Below are 18,131 nucleotides of genomic sequence, written 5' to 3' on the forward strand. Positions count from 1 at the left end.
CGTCTGTCCGGTTCATCGTCGTTCCATGACCTCCGTGACCTCGCGCACGCCCTCGGCCTCCTCGTCGCGGATCGTCGTCAGCGTCGCGAGCAGTTCCTCGCGGTCGACCGAGAACGCCGCGTCGGACCCCTCGATCGCCTCGATGAGGTCGTCGTAGAACTTGTACGCCGTCTCCTCGTTACACAGCTGGTCGTACAACACGCCGTCGAAGTCCTCCGGCCGCGTCCGCCCGTAGCGGGCGTCGACGAGCGACTCGATCTCGTCGAACGGCACGCTGTCGACGCCGAGCCCGTCGATGAGGGCCTCCAGGCGCTCGCGGTGGTCGGCCGACTCCTCGGCCGCGTCCGCGAGCAGCGTCTCAACCGCCGCGTCGAGTTCGGCGTCCAGCTGCTGGTAGTGGCGGTGCGCTCGCGCTTCGACGACCTCCTCCAGCACGATTCCGATCTGGAGCAGCCGCGCGAGTTGGTCGTCGGAGGCGACCCGCTGGCTCACGCTCACCGCGACCACCCGAGACGGCACGATACGCGGGTTCGCATACGAGTGACTCGGGCGTCGTCGGTCTTAAGCGGTTCCCCTCGCTCGCCGGTCGCTCCGGGAGTACGAGCGGGAGTGAAAAAATGCGTTCGGCGTCGGCGGCCTACCGGAGCCGCTCGAAGACGAGCTCTTCGACGTCGTCGCGGAACTCGTCGACGGCGATCTCCTCTAAGACGGGCACGAAGAAGCCCTCGACGAGCATGTTCCGTGCGGTCCGCGAGTCGATCGACCGGCTCTCAAGGTAGAACAGGTCCTCGGCGTCGACCTGCCCGACCGTCGCGGAGTGGGACGCCTCGGTGTCGTGGTTGTGGATGATCAGCTTCGGCGACGCGTCCGCCTCGGCATCGTCCGACAGCATCAGCGTGTTCTCGCGCTGGTAGCTGGAGGTGTTCCACGCGTCCTCGCCGACGTCCTGGACGCCCTCGTAGACGGAGCGTGCCACGTCGTCGAGCACGCCGCGGGTGACGAGGTCGGCGGTCGTCTGCTCCGCCAGGTGCCACACGCGGGCGTTGATGTCGAAGTGCTGGTCGTCTGTGCCGAAGAACGTCCCGACGATCTGGCTCTCGGAGCCGTCGCCCTCGAGCTCGGTCTCGATGTCGGACCGGGTGAGCTTCGAGCCGAAGTTGCTCTCGATCCAGTCGACCGTCGCGTACGTGTCGGTCACGCCGCGCTTCAGCGAGTAGGTGTAGGCGTCGTCGTCGAGGTTCTGGAGCGAGCCGAACTGGACGTTCGAGTTCTCGCCCGCGACGACCTCGACGAGGTTCGAGAAGTACCGGTCGCCGTTCACGTCGGCGTCGCCGGACTCGATCGACTCGAGGATCGTCACCGACGACGACTCCTCGGCGACGACGAGCGTCTGGCTGAACAGCGAGCGGGAGTTCATCTCCGCGCGCACCGTCACGTCCTCGACGTCGACGCCCTCGGGGACGTAGACGAACGTCCCGGTGGTGAACAGCGCGACCGACAGCGCCGTGAGGTAGTTGTGTTCGGGGTCGAGGACGGAGCCGAAGTTCGCCTCGATGACGTCGCCGTACTCGGCGAGCGCCTCGGTGAACGGCAGCACCACGGCCTCGTCGTCGCCCGCGGTCCGCTCGGTCTCGTCCGCCTGATTTAGCGGGTCGACGAGCGACTCGAAGTCCAGCGCCTCGAGGTCGGTCCAGCGGCGGCCCGGCGTCTTGATGACGTCGGGCAGCTCCGCGGTCTCCAGCGCGGCCAGCGCGTTCAGACGGGTCTCCAAGAGCCACTCGGGCTCGTCGCGTTCGTCGGCGATGCGTCGTACCGTGTCCTCCGAGAGGCTCTCGATTGCTTGCGTGCTCATGTTATCCGAGCGAGCCCTCCATCTCGAGTTCGACGAGCCGGTTGAGCTCGACGGCGTACTCGATCGGCAGCTCCTCCGTGATCGGCTCGATGAACCCGGAGACGATCATCTGTTTCGCGTCGTCGTCGTCGAGACCGCGCGACTGGAGGTAGAAGATGTCCTCGTCGCCGATCTTGCCGACGGTCGCCTCGTGGGCGACGTCGACCTTCGACTCGTTGATCTCCATGTACGGCATCGTGTCCGACGTCGACTCGTTGTCGAACATCAGCGCGTCGCACTCGACGGCCGTCGAGGAGTTCTCCGCGCCGTCCGCGATGTGGACGAGGCCGCGGTAGTTGGTGCGGCCGCCGTCTTTCGCAATCGATTTCGACTCGACGGTGGATTTCGTGTCCGGCGCGTTGTGGTACACCTTCGCGCCGGTGTCGATGTCCTGGCCCTCGCCCGCGAAGGCGATGGTGATGTGGTTGTCGGAGGCGCCACGACCCTTCAGGATCGTCGAGGGGTACAGCATCGTCGCCTTCGATCCCATCGACCCAGAGATCCACTCCATGCGCCCGCCCTTCTCGGCGATGGCGCGCTTGGTGTTCAGGTTGTACGTGTTCTTCGACCAGTTCTGGACGGTCGAGTACTGGACGTGAGCGTCCTCGCCCACGAACACTTCGACGCCGCCCGAGTGGAGGTTGAACGCCGAGTACTTCGGCGCGGAACAGCCCTCGATGTAGTGGACCTCGGAGCCCTCCTCGGCGATGATGAGCGTGTGCTCGAACTGACCCATCCCCTCGGAGTTCATCCGGAAGTACGCCTGAACCGGCATCTCCACGGTGGTGTTCTCCGGGACGTAGACGAACGAGCCGCCGGACCAGATGGCGCCGTGAAGCGCGGCGAACTTGTTGTCGCTCGGGGGGACGCACTTCGTCATGAAGTGCTCGCGGACGATCTCCTCGTGCTCCTGGACGGCCTTGTCCATGTCACAGAAGATGACGCCCTTCTCCTCCCACCGCTCCTGCATGTTCTGGTAGACGATCTCGGACTCGTACTGCGCGCCGACGCCCGAGAGCGCGTTCTTCTCGGCCTCCGGGATGCCCAGCTTGTCGAACGTGTCCTGGATCTCCTCGGGGAGGTCCTCCCAGCTCTCGGCGCCGCCGCGGGCCTCGATGTCCGGGCGGATGTACGGTACGATCTCGTCGATGTCGATCTCGGAGAGGTCCGGCTGGCCGGGCCAGTCGGTCGGCATCGGCATCTCTTGGAACTGCTCGAGCGCGCGCAGGCGTCGCTCCAGCATCCACTCCGGCTCATCCTTGTCCTCCGAGATGACGCGGACCGTCTCCTCGGTGAGGCCCTTCTCGGTCTGGAAGGCGGACTTCTCCTCCTTCTTGAACTCGAAGCGTGCCTCGGTGTCTGTCTCCTTCAGATCGTCCTGTTGTGAACTCATAGTGTATTGTTACGGATTCCCGTGTTTACGTGTGTCGCGTGCCCGCATTCGGTTACGCCGCCTCGTAGGCGTCTTCGCGGACCCAGTCGTACCCCTCGTCCTCGAGCTTCTCGGCGAGCTCCGCGCCGCCGCTCTTGACGACTTCCCCGTCGAGCATGACGTGGACGTGGTCGGGCTCGACGTAGTCGAGGATGCGCTGGTAGTGCGTGATCTGGAGGACGCCCGTGCCCTGCTCGTCGCGGAGCGCGTTGATCCCCTTCGAGACGTCCTTCAGGCGGTCGATGTCGAGCCCCGAGTCGATCTCGTCGAGCACGGCGACGCTCGGCTCCAGCATCGCGGCCTGGAGGACCTCGTTCTGCTTCTTCTCGCCGCCGGAGAACCCGGCGTTGAGGTAGCGCTGCATGAACTTCTCGTCCATGTCGAGGAGCTCCATCTTCTCGGAGAGGATCTCCTGGAACTCGGCGACGCCGATCTCGCCGTCGTCCGCGGGCCCCTCCATCGGGGAGGTCTCGTATCCCTCGTCGTCGTCCTCGTCGGCTTCCGCCTCCTCCTCGTCTTCGTCCTCGAACAGCTCCTCACGCTCGTCCGCCTTGGCGTTGAGCGCCTGCCGGAGGAAGTTCGTCATCGTGACGCCCTCGATCTCGGCGGGGTACTGGAAGCCGAGGAAGATGCCGAGCGCGGCGCGCTCGTTCGGCTCCAGCTCCAGCAGCTCCCACTCGTAGTCCTCGTCCTCGAGGTCGACGTCGATGTCCGCGACGTCGGCCTCGTCGAGGTGGAGCAGGATCTCCCCGCCCGTTACCTCGTAGGCTGGGTGGCCGGCGATCACCTTCGCCAGCGTCGACTTCCCCGAGCCGTTCGGTCCCATCAGCGCGTGGATGTCGCCCGACTCGACGGTCAGATCGACTCCGCGAAGGATGCGTTCGCCGCCCTCTTCCGCCACTCGTGCGTGAAGATCGTTGATTTCGAGAGTAGCCATGAGTATTCTCGTGCCTCGTACGTTGACGGTGGGGTTTGAGGGGGTTAATGGTTACGCATCCACCCGTCAAAAATCGCATATCGATCAAGAAATTTTCTACCAACGGAAAACTGCTTTCGAAAGAGCGCGGTCGCCCCCCCGCCGTCGGTCACATGAACGAGCCGAGCCCGGTCTGTTCTTGCCCCGTCTTCACTTCCTCCCACGACATCCCGAGCGCCTCGATCACGCGCTCTATCGGCCCCTTGAGGGTTTTGTCCAGCATCTTCTCCCAGTCGACCGCGAACTCCTCGGGCACCTGGTCGGCGTACTCGAAGCAGATCACGTCCGGGTCGCGCTTGAACTCCCCGTACAGGGGGTCGCGCTGTGGGTCGAGCCCCTCCTCGTCTTCCATCCGCTCCCAGAAGTCGGGGTGGACCTTCTCGATGTAGAGCCGCTTCGGTTTCGAGCCGCTCCCGAAGTTCGTCCCGAGCATGTGGTTGGCGTACTTCGCGCCCCGGACCTGTGCGGTCGGCGTGTCGTAGGCGTCGAGCTTCTTGCCGATCCCGCCGGGGATCCCGATCTCGTCGAGGTCCACCTCGCCGTCGAGGACGCGGGCGATGACGTCCACGAGGTACGACTTCACCTCCTCCATGTCCTCGTCGATGTCGTCGCCCGTCACGATCGTCTCGATGACGTTCTGCTGGACCTCCTTCGTGATCCCGGCGATGTCCGAGCGCTTGTACTCGAAGCCGGTGATGTCGATGTCGTCGACGTCTTTTCCCTCCTTCCAGATGATGTGACCGGCGTACCGCTTCTTCTTGCCCGCCTGGAAGAACCGTCGGTAGAGCTTCTCGAACTCGATCTGGAAGCGGTGGGCGTCCGCGTTGAGCTCCTCCCGGGCGAAGTCGTCGTAGCGCTCGTTGATGTGGTCCTCTATTTCGAAGGACGTCTCGATCGCCTCCTCCGTGGACATGTCCGACAACGAGAGCATGACGCTATCGGTGTCACCATACGCGACCTGATAATCCAGCTCCTCGGCGGCCTCCTCGGTGAAGTCGATGACCTCCCGACCAGTCGCCGTGACGGCCGCCGCGCCCTCCTTGTCGTAAAGCCGGAACCGATCCCATCCCGTCACGCCGTACAACGAGTTCATAATGACCTTGACGGCTCCCTGCTGCCGGTCGTACTGCTCGTACGGCTCGGTGCCGGGGTCGTGGTCGTTCCGGAGCGCCTTCTTCTCCTCGCGCTCGGAGAGCAGTTCGTCAACCATCTCGCGCATGATCCCGTCCGGCTCCTTCCGGAAGTGGGTCCCGTTGGGCGCGACGTACGTCTCGCCGCCGTACTCGTCGGGGTCGACCTTGGTCTCGGGACCGGCGTTGATCGTCACCATACACATCGGGTAGAGGCTCTTCAGGTCCTGGACCGTCACCATCTCTTTGACGCCGGTGATCGGGTCGAAGACGGCCCCGCCCTCGAAGTCCTCCGACTCCTGTTGCCCCTTCGTCGGGAGCGCGAACTTCCCGAACGCCTTGTGGAGGACGTACATGTCGACGGTGTCGCCGGGGGTGGGCGCGTCCTCGATCTTACAGCCGACGAAGGTGCGCACCTCGTCCCAGAACGCGATCACGTCCTGCTTGCGGTCGATCTCGACGCACAGCTCCACGTCGCGGATGCTGTACTCCAGTAAGCGCTCGGGGTCCTGCTCCCAGAGGTCGCCGATGTCGCCCGTGTAGCGCTCCTTCCCGACGCCCAGCTCGCGCTCGCCGACCGCGTCGAGGCGGTACGACTCCAGCTCGGTGAACATCGTGCGCTTGTAGGCGTACAGCAGGTCGAAGACGACCCGCCCCTTCACGTCCGGACCGCCCCAGCCGGAGCGCCACACCTCGCCGATCCGGGAGAGCCGGTCGACGTCGAGGTCGTACTGGCTCCCGTCGTCGAGCTCCTCCAGCCGGTCGAGGACGTACGGCGCGTCGAAGTCCTCGAAGTTCCACCCGGTGAGCAGGTCCGGGTCGGTGTCGTCGATGTACTCGACGAACGCGTCGAGCATCGCGGCTTCCTCCTCGAACGTGCGGACCCTGAACTCGAGGTCCGACCCGTCCCCGACGATCCCCTCGTATTCGGGGAGGCCTTCGGGCGGGGGGATCTCCGCCTCCGGTGCGTCGTACAGCCAGACGACGTACTCGTCGTCGTAGGAGTCGTGGCTGGTGAGACAGATGATCGGCTCCTCGCCGTCCTCCGGGAATCCCCGGCGGTCGTCCACCTCGATGTCGAAGGTGTTCACGCGCAGGTCGGCGTCGACCTCGGCGGGTTCGAGGTGTCCCTCGTGGACCTGGATCGTCCCCTCCCCGTCGTCGAGGCGGCGCTCCTCGACGCGGATCCCGCCGTCGATCCCGTTGTCGATCAGGAAGCGGTTCGGGAAGAGGATGTCCGCCTCGAAGCTCGTCGCGAAGTCGTCGCGGATGTTCCCCACGTCGCGGGGCGTCCGGGTGACGATCCGGGTGAGCGGCTCGCCGCGGATGCTCTCGTAGGGCTCGCCGTCGGGGCCCGCCTCGCGCGTCCCGATCACCACGTCGTACTCCTCGACGGGGTCGCGGTCGAGGTCGGCCGTCGGGACGTAGAAGTACGGCTCGACGCCCAGCACGCGGAGGTGTTCGACGACGTCGTGGTCGACGTCCCCCTCGACGTGCTCCGCGGGCCGCCGCCCGAACACGTGGACGACCGGGTACTCGTCGCCGCCGTACCCCTCCACGGCGTAGTCGATCTGGGTGATCATCAGTTCGACAGTCCCGGTCGACTCCGGGAACTTCGCCTCGTCGACGTCGACCACGTCGTTGACGTGGCCCCGTCCGCCCCCGGCGACGGCGGCCGCCTCCTGCGCGGCCAGCTCCTCCCGTTCGGTGTCCGTGTCGCCGTCGGCCTCGCCGTCCGCGTCGCCGCTCGACGAGAAGTCCGACAGCCCCGACTGAGTCATATCCGTGCTTCGGCGTCACCCGGCTAAAATACTCGGCTTTCGGGTGCGGCGAGGTATCCCGCCACGGAAAGGCATATATTGTGTGACTTCTTACCATGGTCTATGTCTTCGGACCCACGTTCCGAACCCCAGGCGGCTCGCCCGGCCGACTCCGACGCGGTCGACGCTGAGGTGGAGGTGTACGAGGACGACGGGAACGTGGTGCTTTTCGACGCGACGAACCCCCTCGCGTGGGTCGAGGCGAGCCGAACGGTGCGGCTCGCCGACGCGCTCTGACCGGCCCGCCGAATCGGTGCGTTCTCCGTCCGCCCCCGTAGCCGCGGCGCCGCCCGGACGGAACCCCTTTGCCCCGGCGCGGCGTAGGTCCGGCGTGTTCAGCCTCGACGAGGACGACGAGGGCGAGATCTCCGTCGGTGAGAGCTCCGACGCCGAGCGGGAGATGACGCCAGACATCCCCGAGGCCCCGTCGGTGAAGACGTTCGACGACGGCGGCGACTTCGAGGGGGCGAGCGACGTGGACCAGGGGACCCTCCGCGCGTTCGTCGTCGCCGTCGTCTACGCCAACGCCGCCGTCCTCCTCGTCGCGCTCGGCCCGATGGTGTGGTTCTTCGAGGGGTGGTCGCGGGTCGGCCCGGCGCTGCTCGTCGTCGGCCTCCTCGCCGGAGTCCGAACGTACCAGACGTACCGGTCGTGGCGACGCTCGCGGGACGAGGCGGACGAGGGGGACGAATCGCCATCCGACCGCGACGCGGAGGGGGACACCGCCGACGCCGATTCCGATGCCCCTGCCGACGCCGCTGCCGGCGCCGACACCGAGTCCCCGGAAGCGTAATGTCCGACGAGCGCGCTGTTCCGACCATGCAGACGGTCCGCGACGGCGACGGCGAGACGTACCTCCTCGTGAAACGCTCCGCCGAGTCGAGCCGCGTTCGCGACCCGGCTACCGGCGCGGAGCGCTACGTCGACAACGACGACCTCAGCGTCGTCGACGGGGAGTCGCCGCTCGCAACCGCCGCCTCGGGCGTGCCGGAACCGGTCCGCCAGACGCTCGGGGCGATCCGCGACGACCGCTCGCTCGGCCTGCTCGCGGTGGTCGTCGACGAGGGGCCGATCGCCGCGATCGACCTCCTCGACGCCGTCGACATGTGCGAGTCGGACCTCCACGGCGCGCTCACCGAGTTCCGCGCGGCCGGGCTGGTCGACGAGGCCGAGGTCGCCGGCCGGCGCGGCTACGAGGCGACGGCGGTCGCGGCCGAGGCGCTGGGGCTCATGCGCGGCAAGCCGGACGCGGCGGCCGCCACCGACCCCGACGACGGTTGAGCCCGACCACCGCCGCCCGCTCGTCACCGACAGAAAGCACTTGCTGCCCGCGCTGGAGCTCCCTTCATGCCGCTTCGACGGACCCGTCGCGTCACCGCCGGACTCCTCGCGGTCTGTCTCGGATTCCTCGCCCCGTTCGCATCGGAACGACTCTTCGCCCACTGACTCGGACTGGCCGGACCGCCCGTCGAGTACGGGATCTGCGGGTTCACGGCGCTCGTCGCCGTCATCGCATTCCGGTACTCCTCGGCCCGCTCGTGGCGGTACCTGCTCGCGTACGCCGCGCTTGCCGCCGCCGGCGCGCTCGGCGCGTTCGGATACCTGTTCAGCACGACGCGGGCGTAGCTTCCCCGCCGATCGCCGAGCGACCGTCGGACCGACCGGACGGTGACCCGTTGGAGGCGCTCGGAGCGCGTTCCGCACCGCGAGCGCCTCCCGTCAGTCGTCCGCGAGCGACGCGACGTCGAGGTCCGCCGCGTCCTCCCGACGGACGGTCGAGCGGTTCGAGCGCGGGTCCTTCTCGACGGTGACCAGTTCGTCGGCGGCGCCGACCAGCTCGTCGTCGTGGCTCACGATGACGATCTGGCGCACGCCGAAGCCGCGCATCTCCTCGACGAGTCGGACGAGCCGCGAGACGTGCCCGGAGTCGAGGAACACCGTCGGCTCGTCGAGGATGAGCGGCGGCGTCGGCGCCGCGCCCTCGATCCCCTCCGAGAGCAGCCGGTAGATCGCACAGCGCAGCGAGAGGTTGAACAGGGCCCGCTCCCCGCCGGAGAGCTGCTCTGGGTCGAGCGGCTCGCCGTCCTTCTGGTAGACGGTGAGGACGTACTCGCCGTCGAGCTCGATGTGCGAGTAGGCGTCGTTGCCGTAGACGAGCTCGAACGTCTCGTTGAGCGTGCGCTCCAGCTCGCTGACGTTGCGCTGGCGGAGCTCCGCGCGCAGGTCGCCGTACATCGTCTCCAGCTCGCTCGTCTCCTCGTGGAGCGTCTCGAGCGCGTCGACCCGCTCGCGGAGCGCCTCGCGCTCATCGCGGAGCGCCTCCAGTTCGCGGATGTCGCCTTTGATCCCGCCGATCGCGTTCTGGAGCTCCTCCCGCCGCTCGTCGAGCCGCTCGAGCTCGCCGGCGACCTTCTCGAGGTACTCCACCGCCTCCTCTTTCCGCTCTCTCGCCATCTCGACCGCGGACTCGTCGACGGCGTCGGCGAGCTCGTCGCGGCGTTCGCGCTTGTCCGCGAGCCGGTCGCGCCGCTCGTCGTTCACCTCCGTCAGGTTCTCGCGTTTCTCGCGGCGGCGCTCGATCTCGTCTTCGGCGTCCGCGATCGCCGACAGGCGCTCCTCGACCGCCGTCACCGCCTCGCGAGCGTCCGCGACCGCCTCCAGATCGGCCTCCAACTCTGTGACGCGCGCGGCGGCCGCCTCGGCCTGTTCGCGCTTCTCCGCGGCGACCTCGCGCGTCTCCTCGGCCTCCGCGCGGAGCTCGGCGGCGCGCTCGCGCTTCTCCTCGGCCTGCTCGCGCCGCTCGGTCGCCGCGGCGCGCTTCTCCTCGACGCGCTCTTCGAGGCTCGCGATCCGCTCGTCGATCTCGTCGAGCCGGTCCGCCGCGCTCGCGAGCTCGTCGAGTTCCGCGACCCGCTCGTCTAAGTCGGCCTCGCGCTCGCGAGCGGTCTCCAGCTCCGATTCGAGCTCCGCCACCCGCTCGCGGTCCCCGTCGATCCCGCTCGCGTGCGGCGAGTCCTCGACCGGCTGGCCGCACTCGGGACACTTCCCGGCCGCCAGCAGCGCCTCGGCCTCCTCGACGCGCTCGCGGGCGTTCTTCAGTTCCGCCGACAGCTCGGCGATCCGCTCGCGGACCTCGCCCCGCTCGTCGCGCAGCGCTTCGCGCTCGTCGGCGACTCCGTCGCGGTCGACGTCGGCGTCGGCGGCCGCGAACCGCTCGCGGAGGTCCGCGGCCTCCTCGCGGAGCTCTTCGATCGACGACTCGCGCTCGGCGGCTTCCGCCGCCGCCGACTCGGCCTCGTCGGCGAGGGACTCGGCCTCGGACTCGATCTCCACGGCGCGATCAGTGCGATCGTCGGCCTTCCCGGCGAGGTTCGTCGCCTGGTTGCGGAGCGCCTCGGCGTTCACCCGCGCGTCGTCGAGGTCCTCGCGGATCTCCGCCTCTCGGTCGTTGAGCTCGGTACGCCGCGCGGCGATGGCCTCCTCGGTCGCCGCGTCGAGGCCGGCGTCGTCGAGCCGGTCGTCGATCGCCGCCTCGATCTCGCCGATCCGCTCGCGGGTCTCGCGGATCGCGTCGCGGTGGTCGTCGCGCTGACGCTCCGCCTCCCGGATCGCGGTCTCGATCTCGTCGACCTCGGCCTCGACCGACTCCAGCTTCTCCCGCTTCTCCGCGTGGGTGGCCAGCGTCTCCGCGGCCGCGTCGCGCGTCTCCTTCGCCTGCTCCCGCTGGGTCTCGTACCGGTCGATGTCGTCGGTGACGTCGCCGAGCTCGCCCTCCAGCTCGTTGAGCCGCGCGTGGAGCTCGCGGTCCTCCTTCGCCGCGATCTGCTCGTCGAGATGGTCGAGCCGCCCACGGCGGTTCTCCAGCACGTCCTCGACGCCGAGACGGGCGTCACCGGCGCGCTCCCGGTACTCCTCTAACTTCCCGAGCTGGAGCAGGTCGTCGATCGTGTCCTGCCGCTCCCGGGGCGTGGCGTTGATGAGTTTGTTCACCTCGCCCTGTCGGACGTACGCGCAGTTGACGAACGCCTCGGCGTCCATCCGCAGCAGTTCGGTGACGAACTCGCGCACGGCGCGCGCGCCGTCGCGGGTCACGTCGCTCCCGTCGGTCGACTCGAGCGTACATTTGTGGTCGATCCGCCCGTCGTAGGATTTGAGCCGCCGCTCGACTCGGTAGGCGACGCCGTCGTGAGTGAACCACAGCTCGACCTCGGTCTCCGCCTCGCCGTTCGTGATGACGTCTTCGAGGGTCCCGTCGAGCGCCTTCGACCCGTACAGCGCGAAGAAGCAGGCCTCCAGCAGCGACGACTTCCCGCTGCCGTTGAGCCCGTGGATTACGGTGACGCCCTCGGTCAGCCGCAGGTCAGCGTCGCCGTACGGCTTGAAGTTCGCGAGGCGGACGCGGTCGAACTTCACAGGTAGTCCTCCATGGAGACCTGGCCGTCGGTCGCCGCCGGGTCGGGGTCGTCGGGCTCCGCACCCTCCGGTTCGGCGGTCGGTTCCGGGGGATCCGATTCGTTGTCGTCCGCTTCGTTCCCGTCGTCGTCCGGTTCGTCGTTGTCGTCAGAGCCGTTGCCGACTGCTCCGGCGCTGTCGTCCGACTCGCCGTCGTCACCGACGACATCGCTGCCGTCGACGATCTTGAAGGCGCCGAGATCGCCGTCTTCGTCGAGCCGCTCTTCGATCCTGCGTTTCACCGTCTCGCGGACGTTCGCGTCGGGCACGCCATCCTTGCGGACTGCGCGCTCCACGTCACGGGCGGCGGTCGAGAGCGCCATCTTGTCGAGCCGGTCGCGGACGGCGTCTTCCGGGTCGGCGAAGCTCACGTCCACCTCGCCGTCGGCGTCGACCTCGCGCCGGTCCGTGACGCGCGCGACGAGCGCGCCCTCGTCGCTCGCGAACTCTTCGACAGCCGCCGGCGTCACCGGGTCGCCCTCCCCGGTGATCTCCACGTGGACGACCGCCGCCGCGAGGTCGTGTTCGCGGACCCGCTCGCGGACCCGCGGCTCGCCCTCGCCCCCGCGCAGTTCGACGGAGACGAAGACGAACGGCCGCGTGTCGAGCGCGCGGCGCCGGATCTCCACCCGGTCGTCCCCGCCGGCGGCGTCGGCGTCGAAGACGACGAGGTTGTAGCCGCGCCCCTCGCGTTCGCTCGCGCTCGCGCGCTCCGTCGACCCGGGGTACGTCACCCACGTGTCGGCGACCTCGGCGGTATCCGGGGTGTGGTTGTCGCCGAGGAGCATTGCGTCGAAGGCGACGTCGCTCTCCGTCAGCACGGTCTCGGTGTCCCAGTCGGCGTAGCCGAACGGCTCGAAGAGGCCGTGCGCGACGAGCGCCGCGTAGTCGGCGTCGTGGTCGGCGAAGGCGTAGTCGAGGTCGTCGCGCCGAGAGACGGGGACGTGGTCGAGCCCGTAGAACGCGGTGTCGCCCACGACGACCGGCTCGTCGCCGAGCCGCGTGGCGAGCCCGAGGCGCTCGAAGAGGTCGAGCCACTGCCCGCCCCGCGTCGACTCGTGGTTGCCGACGACCGCGAGGAACGGGATCCCGGCGTCGTCGAGCCGACGGAGGACCGAGATGGTCCCCATCAGGTCTTGGAGGTCGGGCCGGCGGTCGTGGAAGAGGTCGCCCGCGTGGACGACCGCGTCGACGCCGCCGTCGACCGCGTCGTCGACCACGGCCTCGAAGGCGTCGAGGAAGTCCTGGCGTCTGACCGGCGAGTGGTACTGCGAGTACCCGATGTGGGTGTCGCCGGTGTGGATCACCCGTGTCATCTGTCCGCGTCTTGTCCGGTGTCGGGCTTAGGGATTCCGGGGCCGGAGCGGAAGTGGTCGCGGTCGGCGGAGTCAACGTCGTGGATGTCACCGGTCCCACTGGCGTCACCCGTTCCGCCGGCGTCACTCCCCTCGTCGGTGTCACCCGTGGCCACCCGTCGAAACGCCCGGTACGCGTCGAGCGCTTCGCGTCCTCGCGAGGCGATCGCCTCGTCGCCCGCGCGGTCGGCGGCGGCCACCGCCTCCGCGAGGCGGTCCAGCCCGACGGCGTCGACGAATCCTGCCGCGCGACGGACGTCGGCCCGCGCGGCGTCTGCCTCGTCGATCACGGCGACGTAGGGTCGTCTCGCGGTGTCGGTGCGGGTCGCGAGCGCGGCCAGCGCGCGCTTGACGGCGGTAGTCGAGACCACGGTTTGACTGCCGCGGTATCGGTGATAAACCGTCGCGGGCGGCCGCCGGCGTCGCGCTCGGCGACGGTTCGGGGGCCGCGCTCAGATGCCGAGCGAGTACAGCCGCTTGCGGGCGTCGGTGAAGGAGAACCGCGAGTCGACGACGTCCTCCTCTTCGAGCCGCGACAGCGCGTAGCGGACCGTCCGCGGCGGCAGCAGCGTCTCCTCGGCCAGTTCGCTCTGCGTGAGCGTGCCGTTGTAGTCCAGCACCTTCGCGACTAGCTTCGCGCTCGGGGGGAGGTCGCGAACGGCGGCCCAGCGGTCCGCGCTCCCGTCGTCGGCGGTGACGGCGTCGGTCGTGCTCATGCGTGTCTCGATCGTTGCCATGCCGGATAATAATATTTACTATGAGTTTTGATTACTGTAGAGAATCAAAAAGCGCCGATATCGCGAATCGGGACGCCGGTCGTCCGTCGTCGAGGGCGGCGAAACTGGCCGCGCCGTTCCCCCACCCGAAGCCTCTTATCCGCGAGACGCCTTAATAAATACAATGAGTGACACGGTCGACGACGTCGACATGCCCTACGACGAGGGGTCGGCGTCGAAACAGGAGAAGATCGACTCCCTACAGGAGCGGCTCGACGTTCTCGAGTCCCAAAACGAGGAGATGCGCGACAAGCTCCTCGACGCCAACGCGGAGAACAACAAGTACCAGCAGAAGCTCGAACGACTCACCCACGAGAACAAGAAGCTGAAGCAGTCCCCGCTGTTCGTGGCAACGGTGCAAGAGATCACGCCCGACGGGGCCGTGATCAAACAGCACGGAAACAACCAGGAGGCGCTCACCGAGATCACCGACGAGCTGCGCGAGGAGCTCGACCCCGACGACCGCGTCGCGGTCAACAACTCTCTGTCCGTGGTCCAGAAGCTGGAGAAGGAGACCGACGTCCGCGCCCGCGTGATGCAGGTCGAGCACTCGCCCGACGTCACCTACGCCGACATCGGCGGTCTCGAAGACCAGATGCAGGAGGTCCGCGAGACCGTGGAGATGCCGCTCGAACACCCCGACATGTTCGAAGACGTCGGCATCACCCCCCCCAGCGGCGTGCTCCTGTATGGCCCGCCGGGCACCGGGAAGACGATGCTCGCAAAGGCCGTCGCAAACGAGACGGACGCGACGTTCATCAAGATGGCCGGCTCCGAGCTGGTCCACAAGTTCATCGGCGAGGGCGCGAAGCTGGTCCGGGACCTGTTCGAGGTCGCCCGCGAGAACCAGCCCGCGGTCCTGTTCATCGACGAGATCGACGCCATCGCCTCGAAGCGGACTGACTCGAAGACCTCGGGCGACGCCGAGGTCCAGCGGACGATGATGCAGCTGCTCTCCGAGATGGACGGGTTCGACGAGCGCGGCGAGGTCCGCATCATCGCCGCGACCAACCGCTTCGACATGCTCGACCCCGCCATCCTCCGCCCCGGTCGGTTCGACCGCCTCATCGAGGTCCCCAAGCCGGAGACCGAGGGTCGCGAGATCATCTTCCAGATCCACACCCGCAACATGAACCTCGCGGAGGGCGTCGACTTCGCCGAGCTGGCCGAGCTGACCCCGGAGGCCTCTGGGGCCGACATCAAGGCCATCTGTACGGAGGCCGGGATGTTCGCCATCCGCGACGACCGCACCGAGGTCACGCTCGACGACTTCATGGAGGCGCACGACAAGCTCAGGCAGGACGACGAGACGAACGCCGACGACTCGCTGGCGTTCGCCTGATCGGTTCTCGCTTCTCACTTCGACGCTCGTTCTCGCCGCTTTCGCGCCGACGCCCGCCTCGCACAGCGCCGCGAGACGCCGCGCTATAATGCGGTGACAGCGAGGTACGGCACGACGAAGAACAGCAGGAACACGAGTCCGGTCGCGAGCGCGTACCCGGCGCCCACGCCGACGAGCGTCACCCACCCGCCGTCGATCGCGTCTACCACGTCCATGGCCGATCCACCGCGGCTCGGGACTTAAATCCGCCCGCTCGGGGTCGTGAGGACGACGAGAAGCCGTTCGATCCCAGGCGCGCGTCGGGTCACACGTCGCCCGCCATCGCTCGGAACAGCCCGTCGGCGAGGGCGTCGCGGTCGACGCTCTCGAGTTCGCCTTCCCCCGTGGGATCGACGTCCGGCTCGATCGTCCCGCCGCCCATCCGGGAGTGTCCGCCGCCGTTCCCGTTGTCGACGTCGTCTAACACCGCCGCGATCGCGTTGCCCATGTGGACCCGGTCGTCGCGCGACCGCCCCGAGACGTGGACGGTCTCGTCGCGCTCGCCGATCACCACGACGGCGCTGACCCCCTCCAGCTGGATCAGCTCGTCGGCGGCCTGCGGGATCGCGTCCACGTTGTTCACGCCGCCGACGTCGGCGACCGCGAACGACCCCTCGATGCGCCGCCCGGCGATCGCCCGCGCCTTCACCTCCAGCACCTCCGCGTCGACTGCGGGGTTCGCGATGCGGTCGAGCCGGTCCTGGTCGACGCCGGGGTAGAGGTAGGCGGCCGCCGCGAAGTCGGGTTCGCTGGCCCCCACCGTGAGGTGTTTCGTGTCGGACAAGATTCCGTACAGCAGCCCGGTCGCCGTGTCCGTCGACAGCGTCAGGCTGCTCGCTGTCTCGCTCGCGTGCTTGTCCGGTGGCACGGGGACCGCGTCGTTGTCCTGAAAGTACTCGGCGACGACCGACGCGGTCGCGCCGTAGTCGGTCCGTACGTCGGTGAACGACTCGCCGGCCCCGTCTCCCGGGTGGTGGTCGACGACGGCCGTCGGCAACACGCCGTCGGCCCCGGCGAACCCCCGGGGCTCGTTGTGGTCGACGAGGACGACCGACTCGGCCGCGAGGTCGCTCACGTGCTCGATCGGCTCGAGTTCGAGGTCGAGGACGGTCCGGAACGCCCGATTCTCCTGGTGACGGATCTGCCCCGGGTACTGGACGGTGGCGTCGACGTCCGCCTGGCTGGCGAGAGAGGCGACGCCGACCGCGGCCGACATCGCGTCGGGATCCGGATTCGGGTGCATCAGCACCGTTATCTCGTTTTCCCTGGCCAAGAGCCCGCGGAACCGGACGCCCGGAGTCATCCGCGACCGGAGCACGACGAGGCCGACCCCGACGGCGATCAGGACGGCGAGCGCCACGGCGACGGCGATCTCGGGATTCTCCCGGGCCATGGCCTCCGCCTGCGAGAACCGGTCGCCGACCGCGCTCATCGCTCGCATGCGTTATGGCGAGTCGCTCCCGACACATGAAGGTTCGTTAGCGTTCCGACGCTCTGGAACCGACGGAACGGACCGTGATCCGACGACCCTGCGGCGGCACGGTCACGCCTCGGTCGACGCCCGCTACTCCGCCCGCGACCGGTACGCGCGAACGGCGTCGCGGTAGCCCGACCGGAACGTCGGGTGGGCGAACTCGTAGCCGAGGTCGCGGAGCAGCGCGTTCGAACACCGCTTGCTCGTCTGGATCCGCCGCTCCGCGGCGGCGGAGAGGTCGCCGGCGGCGATCCGCTCGTCCTTCGACAGCTTCTCCGGGCGCGGGACCCCGCAGGCGTCCGCGAGCCAGTCGGCGAACGCGTGCTTGTCGATTGGCTCGTCGTCCACGACGAGGACGGCGCGGTCACGCGCGCGGTCCGTCTCCAGCAGGTGTCGAACCGCCCCCGCGGCGTCGTCGCGGTGAACCATGTTGATGTAGCCGGCGGTGACCGGCCCCTCGACGTACCGCTCCAGCCGGTACCGGTCGGGGCCGTACAGCCCCGCGAACCGGACGACGGTTCCGTCGATCCCGGCCTCGGCCGCGCGCTCCGTCGCGATGCGCTCGGCCTCTGCGAGGACGCGCGTCTTCTCCGTGGTCGGCTCCACCGGCGTCTCCTCGTCGACCCACCCGCCGTCGTGGTCGCCGTACACGCCGGTCGAGGAGGTGTACACCAGTCGCTCCGGCGGCGACGCCCGCGAGCCGTACTCGTCGACGACGTTCGCCAGCCCGTCGACGTACACCTCCCGCGCCGCGTCGGCGCCGCGCCCGCCCGAACTAGCCGCGAAGACGACCGCGTCGGCGTCCGGCAGGTCGGAGAGCGACTCCGAGTCGGTCGCGTCGGCGCGGACGGCCTCGACCTCGGGTCCGACCGCGTCGACCGCGTCGAGCCCGGCGTCGGACCGGCGAACGCCGGTCACCGCGTGGCCGCGGTCGTCGAGCTGCCCAGCGAGCGCCAAACCGACGTACCCGCACCCGACGACGACGACCCTCATGGCTTCCGGCGCTCGATGACCGCGAGGATGTCCGCGAGCTGGCCGAGGGTCAGCGTCGTCCGTCCCTCCAGCGCCTGCTGGACCTCTTGCCCGGTGAGGTCGGCGTCGATCCGCGCGGCGATCGCGTCGACGTCGAGGACCGCGGTCGCCATCCCCATCAACAGGTGATCGCGCACCTCAGCGACGATCGCGTCGGCGTCGCGGTCCGGCTCCGCGGCCGCGAGGACGGCCGCCCCGTCCGTCAGCGAGAGCGCCGCGACGTCTCCGTCGCGGGCGGCGGAGGCGTCCGCCTCGGTCAGTCCGGACTCACCGACGAGCCGCTCGTGATCGACGCTCGCCGCCGCCTCCGCCACCAACGCCGCGAAGGCGGCGAGCAGGTCGGCCGCCGCCGGCTCGTCGGCGTCGACGTCGGGTCCGACTTCGCGACCGTCGACGACTTCGTGGAACATAC

17 protein-coding genes are annotated in these 18,131 nt (G+C 68.6%); 4 read left to right on the top strand and 13 right to left on the bottom strand.

What is annotated here, in order from left to right; all coding sequences use genetic code 11:
• Window positions 1-12: 12 nt before the first annotated feature.
• The 5 genes from ABNG04_RS06300 to ABNG04_RS06320 all read right to left on the bottom strand — a co-directional run bounded on the left by ABNG04_RS06300 (window position 13) and on the right by ABNG04_RS06320 (window position 7,210).
• Window positions 13-498, bottom strand: a complete 486-nt coding sequence (locus ABNG04_RS06300; RefSeq protein ID WP_371161022.1) for a ferritin-like domain-containing protein — start codon at window positions 496-498, stop codon at window positions 13-15.
• A gap of 139 nt (window positions 499-637) precedes the next feature.
• Window positions 638-1,852, bottom strand: a complete 1,215-nt coding sequence (sufD, locus tag ABNG04_RS06305) for a Fe-S cluster assembly protein SufD (protein WP_371161024.1) — start codon at window positions 1,850-1,852, stop codon at window positions 638-640.
• 1 nt (window position 1,853) lies between these two features.
• Entirely contained in the window at window positions 1,854-3,284 is a 1,431-nt protein-coding gene (sufB, locus tag ABNG04_RS06310; RefSeq protein WP_371161026.1) for a Fe-S cluster assembly protein SufB, read from the bottom strand.
• A gap of 52 nt (window positions 3,285-3,336) precedes the next feature.
• Window positions 3,337-4,260 (bottom strand): ABC transporter ATP-binding protein, encoded by a 924-nt coding sequence (locus ABNG04_RS06315; protein ID WP_371161028.1) that lies wholly within the window; start codon window positions 4,258-4,260, stop codon window positions 3,337-3,339.
• A 148-nt stretch (window positions 4,261-4,408) separates the two neighbouring features.
• Window positions 4,409-7,210, bottom strand: coding sequence for a DNA-directed DNA polymerase (locus tag ABNG04_RS06320; protein ID WP_371161030.1), 2,802 nt, complete (start codon window positions 7,208-7,210; stop codon window positions 4,409-4,411).
• A gap of 102 nt (window positions 7,211-7,312) precedes the next feature.
• Between ABNG04_RS06320 and ABNG04_RS06325 the strand changes: the two genes are divergently transcribed.
• The 3 genes from ABNG04_RS06325 (at window position 7,313) to ABNG04_RS06335 (ending at window position 8,530) form a co-directional block, all read left to right on the top strand.
• Window positions 7,313-7,486: a DUF7331 family protein gene (locus tag ABNG04_RS06325; protein ID WP_371161031.1), complete on the top strand. Its 174-nt coding sequence runs from the start codon at window positions 7,313-7,315 to the stop codon at window positions 7,484-7,486.
• A gap of 94 nt (window positions 7,487-7,580) precedes the next feature.
• Entirely contained in the window at window positions 7,581-8,042 is a 462-nt protein-coding gene (locus tag ABNG04_RS06330) for a DUF7322 domain-containing protein (protein WP_371161033.1), read from the top strand.
• Between the two features lie 26 nt (window positions 8,043-8,068).
• Entirely contained in the window at window positions 8,069-8,530 is a 462-nt protein-coding gene (locus tag ABNG04_RS06335; RefSeq protein WP_371161939.1) for a DUF7346 family protein, read from the top strand.
• Window positions 8,531-8,968: 438 nt separating this feature from the next.
• Here the strand turns inward: ABNG04_RS06335 and rad50 are convergent, their stop codons facing one another.
• The 4 genes from rad50 to ABNG04_RS06355 form a co-directional block, all read right to left on the bottom strand.
• Window positions 8,969-11,662, bottom strand: coding sequence for a DNA double-strand break repair ATPase Rad50 (gene rad50, locus ABNG04_RS06340; protein WP_371161035.1), 2,694 nt, complete (start codon window positions 11,660-11,662; stop codon window positions 8,969-8,971).
• Window positions 11,659-13,017 (bottom strand): DNA double-strand break repair protein Mre11, encoded by a 1,359-nt coding sequence (gene mre11 / locus ABNG04_RS06345; RefSeq protein ID WP_371161037.1) that lies wholly within the window; start codon window positions 13,015-13,017, stop codon window positions 11,659-11,661. Before mre11 ends, rad50 begins: the two co-directional genes overlap by 4 nt.
• Entirely contained in the window at window positions 13,014-13,427 is a 414-nt protein-coding gene (locus ABNG04_RS06350; RefSeq protein WP_371161038.1) for a DUF7966 family protein, read from the bottom strand. The genes mre11 and ABNG04_RS06350 overlap by 4 nt, the downstream gene beginning before the upstream one ends.
• 81 nt (window positions 13,428-13,508) lie before the next feature.
• Window positions 13,509-13,772: a helix-turn-helix domain-containing protein gene (locus ABNG04_RS06355; protein ID WP_371161040.1), complete on the bottom strand. Its 264-nt coding sequence runs from the start codon at window positions 13,770-13,772 to the stop codon at window positions 13,509-13,511.
• Window positions 13,773-13,956: 184 nt separating this feature from the next.
• On the opposite strand from ABNG04_RS06355, the gene pan1 reads away from it, so the two are divergent.
• Window positions 13,957-15,174 (top strand): proteasome-activating nucleotidase Pan1, encoded by a 1,218-nt coding sequence (gene pan1 / locus ABNG04_RS06360; protein ID WP_371161041.1) that lies wholly within the window; start codon window positions 13,957-13,959, stop codon window positions 15,172-15,174.
• 83 nt (window positions 15,175-15,257) lie between these two features.
• On the opposite strand, the gene ABNG04_RS06365 is transcribed toward pan1, so the two are convergent.
• The 4 genes from ABNG04_RS06365 to ABNG04_RS06380 all read right to left on the bottom strand — a co-directional run bounded on the left by ABNG04_RS06365 (window position 15,258) and on the right by ABNG04_RS06380 (window position 18,129).
• Entirely contained in the window at window positions 15,258-15,389 is a 132-nt protein-coding gene (locus ABNG04_RS06365; protein ID WP_371161043.1) for a hypothetical protein, read from the bottom strand.
• 89 nt (window positions 15,390-15,478) lie between these two features.
• Window positions 15,479-16,654 (bottom strand): DHH family phosphoesterase, encoded by a 1,176-nt coding sequence (locus ABNG04_RS06370; RefSeq protein WP_371161044.1) that lies wholly within the window; start codon window positions 16,652-16,654, stop codon window positions 15,479-15,481.
• A gap of 123 nt (window positions 16,655-16,777) precedes the next feature.
• On the bottom strand, window positions 16,778-17,680 hold the full coding sequence (locus ABNG04_RS06375; protein ID WP_371161045.1) for an NAD-dependent epimerase/dehydratase family protein: 903 nt from the start codon (window positions 17,678-17,680) through the stop codon (window positions 16,778-16,780).
• Window positions 17,677-18,129: a DUF5791 family protein gene (locus ABNG04_RS06380; protein WP_371161047.1), complete on the bottom strand. Its 453-nt coding sequence runs from the start codon at window positions 18,127-18,129 to the stop codon at window positions 17,677-17,679. Before ABNG04_RS06380 ends, ABNG04_RS06375 begins: the two co-directional genes overlap by 4 nt.
• Window positions 18,130-18,131 lie beyond the last annotated feature (2 nt).

It is taken from the genome of Halorubrum miltondacostae (assembly GCF_041379815.1).
Lineage (GTDB): Archaea > Halobacteriota > Halobacteria > Halobacteriales > Haloferacaceae > Halorubrum > Halorubrum miltondacostae.

Bases quoted from the DNA above. Each gene is read 5' to 3' on its own strand.
- sufD (WP_371161024.1), bottom strand. From the start codon at position 1,852: ATGAGCACGCAAGCAATCGAGAGCCTCTCGGAGGACACGGTACGACGC.
- sufB (WP_371161026.1), bottom strand. From the start codon at position 3,284: ATGAGTTCACAACAGGACGATCTGAAGGAGACAGACACCGAGGCACGC.
- ABNG04_RS06315 (WP_371161028.1), bottom strand. From the start codon at position 4,260: ATGGCTACTCTCGAAATCAACGATCTTCACGCACGAGTGGCGGAAGAG.
- ABNG04_RS06320 (WP_371161030.1), bottom strand. From the start codon at position 7,210: ATGACTCAGTCGGGGCTGTCGGACTTCTCGTCGAGCGGCGACGCGGAC.
- ABNG04_RS06325 (WP_371161031.1), top strand. From the start codon at position 7,313: ATGTCTTCGGACCCACGTTCCGAACCCCAGGCGGCTCGCCCGGCCGAC.
- ABNG04_RS06335 (WP_371161939.1), top strand. From the start codon at position 8,069: ATGCAGACGGTCCGCGACGGCGACGGCGAGACGTACCTCCTCGTGAAA.
- mre11 (WP_371161037.1), bottom strand. From the start codon at position 13,017: ATGACACGGGTGATCCACACCGGCGACACCCACATCGGGTACTCGCAG.
- ABNG04_RS06355 (WP_371161040.1), bottom strand. From the start codon at position 13,772: ATGAGCACGACCGACGCCGTCACCGCCGACGACGGGAGCGCGGACCGC.
- pan1 (WP_371161041.1), top strand. From the start codon at position 13,957: ATGAGTGACACGGTCGACGACGTCGACATGCCCTACGACGAGGGGTCG.
- ABNG04_RS06365 (WP_371161043.1), bottom strand. From the start codon at position 15,389: ATGGACGTGGTAGACGCGATCGACGGCGGGTGGGTGACGCTCGTCGGC.
- ABNG04_RS06370 (WP_371161044.1), bottom strand. From the start codon at position 16,654: ATGCGAGCGATGAGCGCGGTCGGCGACCGGTTCTCGCAGGCGGAGGCC.
- ABNG04_RS06375 (WP_371161045.1), bottom strand. From the start codon at position 17,680: ATGAGGGTCGTCGTCGTCGGGTGCGGGTACGTCGGTTTGGCGCTCGCT.
- ABNG04_RS06380 (WP_371161047.1), bottom strand. From the start codon at position 18,129: ATGTTCCACGAAGTCGTCGACGGTCGCGAAGTCGGACCCGACGTCGAC.